The sequence below is a fragment of the Paenibacillus sp. FSL P2-0121 genome (assembly GCF_037975345.1).
GTDB lineage: Bacteria > Bacillota > Bacilli > Paenibacillales > Paenibacillaceae > Paenibacillus_AQ > Paenibacillus_AQ odorifer.
In genome coordinates this window covers 636,925-651,526 of the sequence record NZ_CP150245.1, presented here as the reverse complement: position 1 = coordinate 651,526, position 14,602 = coordinate 636,925, and the positions used below count along the sequence as shown (strand labels likewise).

The following is a 14,602-nucleotide window of genomic DNA, read 5'->3' as shown; positions in this document are numbered from 1 at the left end:
TGTATTATTTCATCCATACCTTAACTCTCAATGAGTGCAAGCTGAATGTTTGCTGAATAAATGAGGCTGCCGGCACGCAAAAAAGACCCCACAATGTGGAGCCTTTCGGTACCCTGTTCAATCCAAACTATGTTATTCCATCTTGCCTATGGCAACAAGCTTATTCACCGTGTTCCAGTTGCGTGCGGTAATGGGCATCCCGAGTATTTTGTCAAAAGGGACTTTAAAAAGCGATGATTGGCTCACACTGACCTCATATAATATATACATCTCTCTGCCGACAAAACGCACTTTATCCGGTCCATTCTCATAAGTGCACAGTTTATCCAATGCTTCCCCTGAAGGCTCGGCTGGTAAAAAAGTAACATACCATCTTTTGAATTCCTCTGGCTCGGACAGCTGAAAGGGATCGTTAGCGATCACATTCTCCATTTCTGCTAAAGTACGGATAATAACAGAGACCTCGAATCCAAAAACCTCATGAATCTGACGTTCAATGACTCCTCTAAGCAGGCTTACCGAACCTTCATCACTCTCAAAAACGACATTTCCACTCTGAATATACGTTCGTACATTTGCAAATCCAAGAGACTGAAACATCGCCTTCAGGTCCAACATTTTAATAATTTTGTTCCCGCCGACGTTAATTCCACGCAGCAGCGCTATATAGGTAGTCATAGAATACGCCTCCGTTTTTGTGCCATGATCAGCTTACCTCTGCGGCTAAGGTGTGTAGACGTTTACGAACTTCTTTTACCAGCAGCTCCTTCTCTGGAGGCGAAAGCCCCTCCACCAGACGTGCGGCAGCGATCGGCAAAATCCAGCGGTCTACGTCCTCATAAGTGTGTCCTGATAATCTGAGATACTCTTGAATGTATCCCTTAGTTAATCTTTTTCTTATAAAACCTAACATTAATTTGGAGAAGGCCGAAGCTCCCGGAGGCATAGCTCCCAAACTGAACATCACTACGGAACGCGCAGCATCTCCAGCAGGTTCTCCCACTACACCCGTCATCCAGTCGATCACCCAGAGCTGTTCATCCATAAGCACATTGTCGGGATGAAAATCCCCATGACATAAACGAGTGCCTTCCGGCAGCTTCTCCAGATACTTCAAAATGACGGATTTTTCCTCTTCGCTCAGCATAGGGGCAACCATGATCTGACTTTTCAGCATATCCTTTTGCTGGCCGATTTCCTCTGTAGTTTCAAGCTTATGTAAATCACAATGAAGCCCCGCCATCAGCCTGGCATATTGGGTAACTTTCCAAGGCTTCTCACCCATCACCTTTAGTAAAGAGGGACCCTGAATTTGTTGAAAAACGATACCTTGTCGATTCTGTTCAGAAATAAGCTCAAAAGGCTGGGGGGTCCGAACACCCCGCGCATGTACAAACCGGCTGATTTTATATTCCCGGCTGACGTGTTGCTCTGCTATATCCTCCCGGTACAATTTAAGAATCCTCTGATCATCATGCTGCCAGATCTCCGCTGTTCTGCCTTCCCCAACAAGCTTGGCCTTCATTCGGTATCCTCCATTTAGTCCAGATTAATGCGGGTAAAATGCTCAACTACCGGAAATGGGTCGTAGTAATGGTGAAGGAGTGCTTTCCATTCCTGATATTGGCTGGATTCTCTAAATCCAACAGTGTGGTCTTCAAGCGTTCTCCACTTCACCAGCAACAGATACTTATGATCATCCTCCAAGCAATGTTGTAATTCATGGCCCATATAACCTTCTATCGAGGAGATTAAGCTTGATGCCTCCTTGAAGCTTTGCTCAAATTCAGTAGTCAAACCAGGCTTCACTTGCAGCATCGCAGCTTCCAAAATCACACTCATCATCTCCTAAAGTTATTAATTTAAAGCATCCCGGAAAAATTCATGATAGAAATTAATGATGACCAGCAGTATTGCTAGTGACTCGTTGACACTGCCTACCTCCAGCGAATGATTGGCATCATCGATTCTATACACCTTCAAATGATTCAGCCCACTAATTTCACCCGAATGCTCTTCACCAAATAAGGGGTCACTGCCACCATAAATTACAGTCCCCCGACTCCGCTGAATCAGCGGCACCGCCTCAGGCAACGGGGTGATATATAGATGAGACGTCTTCTTCTGTATTTCTAGCTCTTCAGCTATTCTACCTGCAATAACAGCTCCCATGCTTTTACTTATAAAAAGAAACCTCTTATAATCCGGCAGAGAAGCAATCACGGCTTTACATTCCTCAATGATAATACTCATTTCTTCACGCTTGAAATCCACCCTAGCACTCTGGTAACCATATTCTAAAAGCAGAACATCACAATTATGCTCCCGGGCAGCTTTAGCCGCATAATCCAGCAGAGAGCGATCAGCTGAATAATTTTTACCCGGAAAAATAACAGCCAGCGCTTTGGACCCTTGGGTGATATATTTATGTTTAACCTCTCTACCCCAATAAGAGGACATAATGATATTGCTAACGTTCATACATGTTTCCCCTCTTCTACTCCTTAAACGGATTTAAAATGTTTAAAGAAATCTATCGTTTCTTGCAAATCTGCCTCATCTTTATAGATACTCATTACTCGCCCAATTTCAAGCGCAAAATCTACATATCCATTCGGCTTAGCGGTAATGATTGTTCCATCGACAACGACGTTAGATACGCCGGATTCATTGTCCACATAAACCTTACCATCCAGTACTCCGGCTGCCTTAAGAATGGATACCCCACCGCAAATGCCCGCGATGACTTTGCCTGCTCGATTCAGGCTTCTGATTAAATCTAATAGAGCCTCCTGCCCTATTAAATTATCTGTTTCCCCACCAGGGATAATCAATAAATCTATGGTGCTAACGTCCACATTTTCAACCAATACGGATGGATTAACAGAAAAACCCTCGCAGGAGATTAACGCCTTATCTTCCAAACCTAAGGTATAAACCTCACCCTTTGTTTTCATAAAATAAGCTGCCAATGTAACCTCAAACTGCACAAAGCTATCATATATAAGAATATATGTATTCAATGATGGATCAGCTCCCCTGTTCTCAAAAAAAGTAACCTCTATTCTATGTATCTATCATTATAGCATCATCGCCCTCTCCTGAAACTTACGGACTCAGAGGACGCTAATCAATAACAACTATGCGCTCCGCTAAGATTCCGAATGTGGGATTTCACCTAATTACTCGTAACAAAAAGGACACAAGCATCCCAACAGCCACCTTTTATGGCTCACGAGACACCTGTATCCTCCTATTTAGAGCTATTGCTGCGACTGCGGCGCTATCTGTTTATTTTTACCTCGGCTCACAACAATTTCAGCGCAAATCCATAATATCAACGGAATAATCACCTGGAAAGGAAAGGCGTATATTTTATAAATATGGTAAGAGAAATAGTACATTTCCATAATATCCTTGTACACAAAATCCGCAAAATAGATCATGAGTAGTCCCATCTGAAGCACAACGGAGCGGTAACTCTTGAGCTTGAATACTTTAGCTACTCCAATGCAAGATACGTAAAGGCATAAACTTCCTTTTATAAATGTTGTGATTACAAAAGCCACTGCCGATGACGCTTCAATTCGGGTCAAAAAATCTCCTACATTAATACGCCCTGCAGACACATAAGCCGGAAAATATAAACTAGACAAGACCTCAGGACCCAGCATCAATAGGTTCCGTAGTGTAGCCATAATAATAATTGCCCCAGCAATCGCTACGCCACCAAATAATACCTTCTTCGCTGAGCTCTTCTTCGATAAATTACCGAATACCCCCAGAAAGACTACAACCTCTGCAAATGGAAAAGAAAATGTGCCCAGCGTATCGTTAAATAATGGCTTCCAGCCTTTATCCAACAGCGGAAGTAGGTGATGATATTCCATTTTGGAAAAAGCTAAGGTGACAATGACTAGATTAACAAATATTGCGAACAGTAATAGAAGCTTAGAACTTCTCCCCAGCACTTCAATCCCAGCCTTAACTATCCATATACACAACAGTCCAAGACATGCCATAGGTGCTATCATTGGTGTTTCGGTTAAAGTAACGGATCTACTGAATTCTCCAAAAACCCTAAGAATTAGTGTCCCTAGATGAAAGGTATACCAAATATAGAGACAAGAAATGATTCGACCCAAGACGCCTCCAAACACGGTAATCAACATATCAAATAGATCCTTGCCTGGTAATAAGATGTGTAGTCTGGCATATATCAGCAGCAGTGGGACCACCAGTACCATGGCTAATAATACGGCGATCCAGTTACTGTTACCGGATTCTCCCGGCACACCCATAAATATTGAAGTCCCCATAATAAACAAGACAGCAATACTAATAGCATGCCCTGTTGATACGATCTCTTTGTTCATACTCTATTCTCCCTTTAGGCTTGTCACCTAAAATAGCATCTTAATCCAGTGTTCTAGGTATGGTGAAGGACTAGGGAGTGACCATCTCATTGCCAATGCAAAAGCAATACAGAATGATACCAGACATAGTGCGGAAGAAACATAAAAATCCCGCTTCATCCCCTGTTTCCATAGACCATAAAGATCACTCAAAACAATTACCGCATAGATAAATATGACCACAACAACCAATTTTATCACCTATTTTTGATGAATCTTGATAGACCTTGACGTTTGTGCACTGCTCTCGATAATCACCTTGGAATTCACTACTATCTCTACGTTGGAAAATTCCTTCCCCCAGTTTTTCTCGATTTTCTCCCAGGTCCGTGGCATTTTCTCATGAAGAAGCTCTCCAAATCCAAAAATATCTGCATGGTAATCCTTCTGAACCTTATGAATAACGGAGAGAATCTGCTCCTCCAGTTCTTTTTCAGCCCACCTTTCTATAGTCTTCTTGCTGTCCAGATTATTGAATTCCCCCGAAGATTTAACCTCGTCCAGTCCTGCGTGTGTCAGTGTATTAAGCTTTATTTGGAGCTTACCGTTTATCCATACAGGTTTTATTTTTGTACGATTGGATAAAATTTCGAGGGAAAAGGCAGGTTCTCCACTTTCATCCTTTACGATTAACACACCTCCCTCGATTTGATTGTTGGCAAACAACATGTATTTCGTTTCTTCGCCACTGATCATACCGATCATTTTATCCATCCTGAAAATAGCTGTTCCGCTAACTCGTGCATTCTTCGTCTTATTTTGTTCATGAACATAAATTAATGGAGCGATGGCATATTCACCAGAAGCCTCGAGCTTATCTATGAAGTCCCAAATTTCCACAACCGGCGCTGTACTTACATTTTTCTCAGTCCTCATCTGCTGTGCAAGTGCATAGGACATAATACTCTCAGTCGAACTGCTGAGACTTATGATTTCTTGAGCCGACTTCTCTTTAGCGACAAAAATATACACATCCGATCGGGTTTCCGTATCCCTGTTGTACCAATCTATTACTTTGGTGACTCCCTCCCTTGCAATCTCCTCACTAAGGATAATCGCCTTAGAATGGCTCCAAAATAACTTTTTTCCAGTGATCGAGATCATTCCCCTCACAATATCAAACATGGTCTCGCCCGCGAGCGTGATCATTTTGAAGCCAGCCTGACTTGATTTCATTCCTTCCTTCGTATCTACAATCTCTGTTGTCACCAATAACTGACCGTCTTTTTTCCCCTTATCAATCGCGACCCCGGCAACAATCGACATATCGTCAATTTCAAAGTAGTTCCAGCAGCCTGTATTGCAGATCAGAAGCATCATGGATGTAACAATCAGAAGTATCCTTTTCAGCTTGCTCATGGTCTTCTCCTTATTTTATTGGAACCTTTTCTCCTCATATTTCGTGCCCCAATTAACGCCGGACGCAGATACATATGCCACCACGGCGCCCTGATCGCTGTATCTTTAATGTCCTGAGGACGGATTGAGCCTACTCCAAGCATGTATGGAACCCCAAAACTACGCAGACTCATCAAATGAACTACTAAACCAAGCATTCCAAGAAAATAACCGTATATCCCTAGAAAAAAACTCGCACCCAGCAGCAATGTTCTTACGATAATTAAAGGACCGGTCAACCTAGGGTTAAGTAGCGTCATGATTCCTGTTAAACCGACTACAATAATCATTGGAGCACTAACTATTCTAGCCTCCACTGCTGCTTGTCCTAACACGAGAGCGCCTACGATACTGATAGCCTGTCCTATATAGGTAGGTATCCGCTCACCCGCCTCTCTTAATATTTCAAATATAGTTAACATGAATAACGCTTCTACTATTGTAGGAAAAGGGACTGCTACTCTTGCTGTAGAAATACTGAGCAACAACATGGTTGGGATCATTTCCTGGCTATAGGTAACTAAAGCTACGTAAAGAGCAGGTATACTGATCGACAAAAAAGCTCCAAAAACTCTCAACATTCGATTGAAGGAACCAAAATAAAAGTTAATGTAATAATCCGAGCTGGCTTGAAAATTCTCTACAAATACATAGGGGACAGTCATTGCAAACGGGCTGCCTTCAATGAGCACGGCAACTCTGCCCTCCATCATGTTACTGACTACAGCATCCGGGCGCTCTGTACTTCCTGTCATTTCAAAGGGCGAATAGGGCTCGTCTCTAATTAATTCCGCCAGAGATGCCGTATCTAGAATAAGATCTATGTCAATCTGTTCCATTCGATTCTGTAATTCTTTGAGAATAGCCGGTGATGCTAACCCCTCCATGTAACAGATACATATCGGTGTTTTGGACCGTGTTCCCAGTGAACTAAAAACAAATTTCAACTCGGAATCTTGTACCCTGCGCCGAATAAGAGTGAGATTTACTAACAGTGATTCCGTAAATCCCTCCCTTGGACCTTTGACACTTTTTTCGGTCACCGGTTCCGCAAGAGCTTTTGTCTCCCAACCCTGTGCACCAATGTTCAGAACACCGGCATAACCGTCCATCAACAGTAAGGTCTTGCCAGCTATAATCGCATAGATCATTTCATCAAAATTCTCAGAGGCAACCACATCGCTAATACTAATGACCTGCGTCCGGATGTTCTCCATCAGCTCGGCTTTATTGCCACAATCCTTTTCGGTAAAATCAAATGCCATGACGGGCTTGATAATCCCCTCTTGGATCATATGTTTGTCAACCATTCCGTCAACATAGACTAATCCAAAGCGAAGACTATCACTAAACATGTTGCTAAACACTCTGATTCTAAGCGTTCCATCGTTCTTGAATATGTCTCTAAACAAAGTCATCATTTCATCCAGTGACGTACTCAGAGTCTGCTCAGATTTTGTGTTTTTTTGAGACGTATTGCTGTTCCCACCTGCTGGCCGTTCCTCCACAGTAGTCACTCCTGTCAGAATTAGGTTTCCTAGAAATTATCCCCCGTCTCTCCAAATCCTATCCGCCAAAATTATACTGAAAAGGGATCAACAAGAAAGAAAATGAGACTGCTCCATAGGCTGGGTTCCGCAGGTAAGTCACTAAATCAGCCCTTGGGGTCATGCCAATAGCGACTCACTGCATACATCCTCAGACACTTTCGGCTCAGGCACGCAACACCGCATACATCCTCAGACACTTATGGACTCAGAGGGCGTTATTTGCTCAATTACCGCCTTTTGGGCACAGTTTCGGACTCCAGTGCAGCTATTTCATTCAAAGTGGCTCTGTTCGGGCGATTTTTATGCCAATAGCGACTATGGAGTCCGATAGCACGCCAAAAGTCGATAAATGCAACGTTTAGGGACTACTGGGTCCGTTGCCGCCGAGTCACACTCATCCTTTGGGCTTACGCACCTAGCACGATAACACGAATACACTCTCAAGTACTTACAGATCTAGGTACGATAACACCGAGTGCATCCTCAGACGCTTACGGACTCAGGAGGCGTTATTGGCTCAATTACCGCCTTTTGGGCACATTTTCGGACTCCAGTGCAGCTATCTCATCAAAAGTGGCTCTAATCGGGCGATTTTCATGCCAATAGCGACTATTGGGTCCGATAGCACACCAAAAGTCGATAAATGCAACGTTTAGGGGCTACTGGGTCCGTTAGCGATCTCTTGCGTGCAAATTACATACCATGAAGCAAAGTTTGTTTTAAGAGCGTGGTGGATACGAGCATGAGATTAGGCGTTTGGGGTTGGCAGCAAAAAAACACAGGTGCCCAGCAGTCATGATCATGACTACGGGACACCTGCGTCTTTTTTATATCTTGTATTGCTGCACGATTATTGAAGCTGCTCAAACAGGCGGAAGATCACGGTCGCTGCTTGCGCTCTTGTAGCCTTGCCGTTTGGTCCAAATTGGTTGGATGTCATACCGTTAATAATTCCACTAATACGCATCGCTTCTACAGCTTTGGCTGCATCCGCAGACAACTGGTTCACATCAGAGAATGCTTCACCAGAAGCCTTTGTTCCGTCGGTCAATGGGATATTAATCGTCTGAGCCAAACGATAAATCATGACCGCCATTTCCTGACGAGTAATCTCCTCGCTTGCACCAAAGTTGCCATCCGCTTTGCCTTTAACAATACCGAGCTTTTGAGCGCTCGCAATCGGACTGGCATACCATGCCCCATCCTTAACGTCTGTAAATGTGCTTACAGCCGTCTCATCTAGTAAATCAAAAGCGTTCATCAATATTTTGATGAATTCTGCACGGGTCACATTTCCACTTGGATTAAAGTGTTCAGCATCCATCCCTTGGATTGCGCCTCGTGCTGCGAGTGCTTCAATACTGTTTACCGCCCAATTAGCTGTAGCGGTATCTTTGAATGAAACATTCGAGTGAACCACTACATAACTGCCAAGCTGTTGCAAATTTAACTCAAGCATCTGTGTTCCTGTATTAAATCTTCCGTTCTTAACGATCTCTAGTTGCTGATTACTGTTCAAGTAATAAACCACTACTTTATGTGCTTTCTCACCAGACTTCAGCGTATAAGGAAGTGCCAGCTTGATCCCCGATGTCTTCAGTACATCGCCTGGAATAATCACACCATCTACGCTAAGACTGATGTCTTTAATTGTACCTGCATTCAACTGACTGCTTACCGAAAGTGGCAATCCGGATATATCTCCAGTGCCCACAATAAGCTTAAGTTTGCTGTTCTTAGCATCTTTGTAAGTCTTAAGGAAATTTTCCGGCAGCATTATGCTTGCTGTTCCTGTATCAATCTTGAGGGATTTAACATTCCCCGCTGCTGCCAGTGACTGCAGTGGCAGCTCAACTACAATTTGTTTCGCGTTTCCGGTAGGATTCACGACAATGGACAGAATACCATCCTTTGCATCCTTTGCTGCCTTTTCAACATCTGTGGCAGCCAGTTCAGCCAATGCTTTTCCATCTGCTCCGATAACCATCTGGACAATGATTTTACCATTGCTTACAGCAGGGGCAGCTGTCGCAGACGCGCTAGGCGAAGGTTTTGCCGTGGCTACCGGCACATAAGTACCCGGTGCCTCTGTTGGTTTCGGCGTTGCCGTTGGCGTTGGTGTCGTTGTCGGTGCAGGTGTTGGCGTAGGTGTTGGCGTAGGTGTTGGCGTAGCTTCTGAAAGCAACTTCAGGCCCGCAACCGCCGCAGTAAGCTGACTTAATGCCTCATCAATGTCTGCCTGAGTAGCAGTTCCACTCTCCAGCAACATCACTGCACGTGCTACCTCTTTCTCAAGAGTATTCCAGCTCTCCTCTACATAAAGGCTCTTATCCAGAGCCTCTATTGCTCTAAGCTTCTCCTCCAAGGCTGCCGTTATGAGAGGTGGATTTACAGAAACTAATGTTAAGGTATACGTTCTGGTCGTTGTTTTATCCAGTGCCGTCACAATGACCTTGTAACCCGTTTGAATTTCTCCCGCAATAGTAATGCTATCGGGTTCATACACAGCGAAGGTAACCCCTACCGGCACAGTAAGTCCTTCCTTCAGCTCATCAAGTGTAGTCGTATCCGGTAAAATAATTTCTTTGGCTACCTGATCAATAGATCCGCCCGGAATTGTGATTCCGCTGATCGTTGCATCATGAGCTTCGACAGGCTGTAAGGCTTCAAAGGCATTTTTCAAATTGGAATATGCCACATTAATATCACCATCGGTAGCACCGTCATTTGCATAAGTGGCTTTAGCAGCCTCTAGTGCAATGCGTAGTGCATCCCATTGCTCAGGCGTTCCGGTATAATTCTCTTCATTTACCGAAGGATCTTCCGCTGTATCAATGGCTGCTTTAAGTTTAGATTTATCGTACCTCACACTGATGCGGCAACTGGCAGCAATATCGGTGCCCGCCACTTTACCAAATATAGTGAAGTCTGTAGCAATGGTGAGTTTGTTAAGGGGAATTTCCTCCCATACCACACTTGCCAAGCCTGTCGTTTTATCGGCGTAAGTTACCGTAACCTTAGCTGGAAGAGTAGGCACGACGTTAACTGTCGTACTCACCGCAATCTGTTCAATGCTTACAATCGCACCATGGTCGCCGGGAGCAGGAACTTCTCCTTCTGGCTTAGACGAAATTGCCCGCCATTCCTTAACGCCTGTCCAAATACTAGTGGACTGCTTATTAAGAATCAAACGGAGTTTATCCGTCTTCACCTCGTCAAAGGTTACCTCGTTAAATGCATTTCTTGCTTTGCCTTTCTCGCTCAGGCCCGTTACCGGTAAGTATTTTCCGGCATCCTTATCCCAATATTCGAAGCTGTAATCTCCCGGTACCTGTACACCGCCTTCATCATCATAGAAGTACACGGAGCTGCCTGACAAAGTCACGGGCTCTTTCCAGGTCAGTTGTAGCCAGTGGCTTTCACCGGGACCGCCCCAGTTCCCATACTGAGTTTCTGCTTCGCTATTGTAAATACTTGCTGAAGTATAAGGGATATAACCATCATTAATGCCATATACAGACTCCCATGCCGAAGTGTAAGAGGCACTAGGGTTAGCCAAAAGGGCAGCATTTCTGTATCTAAGGTTCTCCACCGCCATCCGCATTTGATCCGTTGCCACTTTGATCTCTTCCAGTGTATATTCTCCCTGAGCCAGCAATGCCTTGGCAGCAGTCAGTGTAGCTTGCAGCTCTTGCCATGTTGCCGCAGTAAAATCATCCTTGTTCCGGACAAGTCTGCCGGAATCCCGATCCGCAAACTTAGCGATCATCTCTGTCAGTTCTGCAGTAGCTACAAATACGGTGACTGGAACCTTCACGACAGTTTCAAGTTCCCCATCGCTGACAGTCAGGCGGTATTCATATTCACCAGTCGCCTTAAAGGTTGCTTGCAGCATGGCCTTATCAAGCCCTGTCTCCTCTACTTCTCCTTCACCTGAAATCTTCTCCCAGGTATAAGTCAGCTTGCCACTTGGCAATCCATCATCAACGATTTGTGGCATAATCGTCAGAGGCACATTTTGCTCAACCTTCAATGGTGTTTCTAGATAAACCTTTGGTGCCTGATTGGCAGCCGCCTTAACCTCCAGATTATTGTTGTAGATCTGAATCTCCTTTATGGCGGTCGCAAGTTCCAGCGAATGCGTCACATGAATGCGAATCGCTGCAGTGTTAACCTTTTGGAACTCTACATTGTTATAGTTGGAAGCAATATACTCCGGATAGCGGAATTGCCCCTCCACTGGTTTCCAGCTTCCATCAGCATCCTGATATTCGACACCGAATGTCTGTGGTGTACCATAACCGTTCAGAAGCCGGTCATTATAGAAATAGACTTTTACATTGTCCACAGCCTGGACTCCATCAAATTTGAACGTAACCGTATCGACGGAATTCGGCGAACCTCCGAATAAAGCTGTGTTTGACGTATGATTAATCGATGCGATTGTCGAATTGTCCGCCAGGTTGCGGATGTTCGAACCGCTCTTGATATAAGTCGATTCAACAGTAGTGCCTGAAGCAACAGCCAGATTCGTACCGTCATTAACAATATCTACGCCTGCTTTATTAAACATATCGACAGTCTTCTCATTGCTAGCTAGGGATGTTTGATCTGCCGCAGCAAGTGTCGTAGCACTGCCTTTTTCATATAACACCTGTGTCTTCGAGTTATCGCCAACAGCCCCAGTTACATCACCTGAAGGTTTTTCCACCTTACCAGTAGCTGTATCATAAATCAGATGGGACATTTCGTTAGTTGTCATTACGAGTTCATCATTAATGAAGAGCGAATAACCTGCTGGAATACCTTGATAATGAGGATTGTCGCTGTATTTAGCAGGATCCTGCCATACGATAGATAAGTTAGCATCATGATAACGCACGTTATCTACAGCAAAATAGTCATAATCAACATTAATCGGCCATAGCTCGATCTTGTCATCTGTCCGTGGCTGAATACCCGCCATATCTTCAACCACAGTGTAATTCATCATGCCAAGCGTATCGTGGTGAATCCATGCCCGTACCATATCTCCACTAGGGTTAGGAGGATTGTCTTTTGTCCATGGCGTGCCGAAGAAGTAATCCTCCAGCCAGAAAAATTCATTAGAGTCCAGGTGGTCCGTATTGCCCGGCTCCACTGTATGCAACCAAGCGCCCCAATCAAACAGTGTTTTGTAAACGTCACTATTGATGTTATCTATAGGATAATAGCGCAGAGAGGCACGAACGGTATTAATATAGTTGCCGAAGTTACACCATGCGAACTGGTCTGTACCGAAGGCATCCGTCTTGCCATTCTTGAAATCTTCCACCCGCTTCATAATGCTGTTCTGATCCGCTGTAAAGAAAGGAAAGATCGGATAATAATTCGGATCTGCGTAATCAGACAACTGGGATAAATATTTCGCCTCATATCCTTCTTCACCTTCAGTTGGTACTACACCAAAGTTAAAGACAAACATGTTATTATCCCGCCAAGGGTTGAATACATCGGTACCACCCACAACTTTTTTGTGCAAAAAGCTGCCTGTACCATTCGTATCTGCCACACCGTCACCATCAAAGTCAGCCTTGTCGTACCACATCTCATTCAGAATTGAATTCTTAATATTCTGCGCCACAGTGTTCATTTTAGCTGCACCCGCAGTATCCCCAAGCTGCTCGTACATCTTCGCTGTTGCCACTGCATTGGCGTAGGTAGTAGAAGAACCATCCAGCCTAGCATAGTTACCACTGCCATTCCAGTGCATGGATACGGTATCTCCGTCATTACCTGTAATCGGACCATGGTTATAATAAACAAGATTTGGATTAGTGCCTTTAAAATGTTCAAGTGTGCCGGTAACATCAGTGGCGGAAAAATCAGCGAACTTCTTCAATATTTCCTGACCACCACCGTAAATCTTGTAAGCATCCCAGCCTACTTGCGACGTGTTCTGCATCATATCCCAAGTCCAGATGTTAGGACGTCCGGGATTATTTTTATAGTTCTTATTCTCGGAATATTCCCCTTGAGCCAGCCAGGTTCCATACAAGTAGGAAGGATCACGCAGCCATTTCAGATCCTGCATCGCCCAAGGTACACTGACCGTAATCCCGTTGTTGTAGCCAAGAACGCCCTCCATGTTCATCGGGAACTGCCAGTCATTGCCCGGAATGTTGGCATCCAGCAAATTAAAGCGGTTACACCACCAACGATAATAAAGTACCTTCTTCACATTCTCATCGGGAACATCGATATATGGAATGTTCTCTGCCCACCACTCGTTGTACTCCCGCACCTGTGCGGAGAAGGCTGTATCATTGCTGTCAGCAGCCTTAAAGCTCTCATAATGCAGCTTTGAGCCTGGTATTTCATCCGCGAGCCAACCCATGACTACCTTTTGGTCAACGGAGCCACCGGCGGGCACTGTAATCTCTTTAACCAGTTCATTTCCGGAAGGACTCATGCCGTTTCCGCTCAGGTGAACATCCACGTAGGACATTGCTTCAACTACCTTTTGCCCAGCTTTGCCTATCATTAGCGGAGCAGCCACTCTGTAACCCACCAGCTCATCACCCTCAGCCGCTGAGACAAAAGGTGATTTAACCTTTATCGTCAACGTTATATCGCTGGCTGTAGGATTCTTCAATTGAAGCAGCGTTACAGCACTGTTATAGCTGGAAATAAATTTCCGCTGGTTAATCTCCAGGCCTCCGCTTGTGTAGGTCTGATTCTCATGACTCGGGTAGTTCTTCCGCACATTTTTCTGTTCCGCCAAGTCTCCTGTAGAAAGGGTGATGTTATACATCGTGTCCTTGTTCAAAGTATCCGCGTAATGCACTGTTCCCACAAAACCCAGCTTGGTATTATCCTGAGTCTTCATGTACAAAGCGCTTCCCCGGCTGAACAATGTATTGGCGCTAACTTCGTCGTTGACATCATCCGGAATGACACCTTCGTTAACTAGCAAGGCGTCAAGCCAAGGCAAATCGGAATTATCTTTTGCAAAAGCCTCAAAATCAAAAGCTTCAATCGCTTGCATCATTTCTCCGACGGTGACATCGCTGAAATTAACGCCTTCCTTAACAATAGAATTATCCTTCCACTTCGCCTGCCCGTAATCGGTGCCTACACCTTCATGATAGAAATCAGTCGTGTAGTTAGCCGATACGGGAACAATCCCTGCATTTAATACCACAGCCGCGCATAATGCCGCTACAGAAGCTCTTCTGGGCCATTTATGACTTGTCATTT

9 protein-coding genes are annotated in these 14,602 nt (G+C 44.5%); all 9 read right to left on the bottom strand.

Annotation, left to right across the window (positions count from 1 at the left end):
* Window positions 1–132: 132 nt before the first annotated feature.
* Window positions 133–678: a DUF1697 domain-containing protein gene (locus tag MKY54_RS02870; RefSeq protein WP_076186269.1), complete on the bottom strand. Its 546-nt coding sequence runs from the start codon at window positions 676–678 to the stop codon at window positions 133–135.
* Window positions 679–706: 28 nt separating this feature from the next.
* Window positions 707–1,525 carry an aminoglycoside phosphotransferase family protein gene (locus tag MKY54_RS02865; protein ID WP_339189395.1) on the bottom strand — a complete coding sequence of 273 codons (819 nt, stop codon included), beginning with the start codon at window positions 1,523–1,525 and terminating at the stop codon, window positions 707–709.
* A gap of 14 nt (window positions 1,526–1,539) precedes the next feature.
* The gene (locus tag MKY54_RS02860; protein WP_036676767.1) at window positions 1,540–1,836 is read right to left on the bottom strand and encodes an antibiotic biosynthesis monooxygenase; all 297 of its coding nucleotides are present in this window, start codon (window positions 1,834–1,836) and stop codon (window positions 1,540–1,542) included.
* 21 nt (window positions 1,837–1,857) lie between these two features.
* A complete protein-coding gene (locus tag MKY54_RS02855; protein ID WP_076138393.1) occupies window positions 1,858–2,481 on the bottom strand; it encodes a hypothetical protein in 624 nt (207 codons plus the stop codon).
* Between the two features lie 23 nt (window positions 2,482–2,504).
* Window positions 2,505–3,023, bottom strand: coding sequence for a DJ-1/PfpI family protein (locus MKY54_RS02850; protein WP_076124426.1), 519 nt, complete (start codon window positions 3,021–3,023; stop codon window positions 2,505–2,507).
* A 240-nt stretch (window positions 3,024–3,263) separates the two neighbouring features.
* A complete protein-coding gene (locus MKY54_RS02845; RefSeq protein WP_076303404.1) occupies window positions 3,264–4,376 on the bottom strand; it encodes an endospore germination permease in 1,113 nt (370 codons plus the stop codon).
* Between the two features lie 240 nt (window positions 4,377–4,616).
* The gene (locus MKY54_RS02840; protein WP_076193734.1) at window positions 4,617–5,774 is read right to left on the bottom strand and encodes a Ger(x)C family spore germination protein; all 1,158 of its coding nucleotides are present in this window, start codon (window positions 5,772–5,774) and stop codon (window positions 4,617–4,619) included.
* On the bottom strand, window positions 5,771–7,321 hold the full coding sequence (locus MKY54_RS02835; RefSeq protein ID WP_139330151.1) for a spore germination protein: 1,551 nt from the start codon (window positions 7,319–7,321) through the stop codon (window positions 5,771–5,773). Before MKY54_RS02835 ends, MKY54_RS02840 begins: the two co-directional genes overlap by 4 nt.
* An 892-nt stretch (window positions 7,322–8,213) precedes the next feature.
* On the bottom strand, window positions 8,214–14,600 hold the full coding sequence (locus MKY54_RS02830; RefSeq protein WP_339189389.1) for an S-layer homology domain-containing protein: 6,387 nt from the start codon (window positions 14,598–14,600) through the stop codon (window positions 8,214–8,216).
* Between the last annotated feature and the right edge of the window lie 2 nt (window positions 14,601–14,602).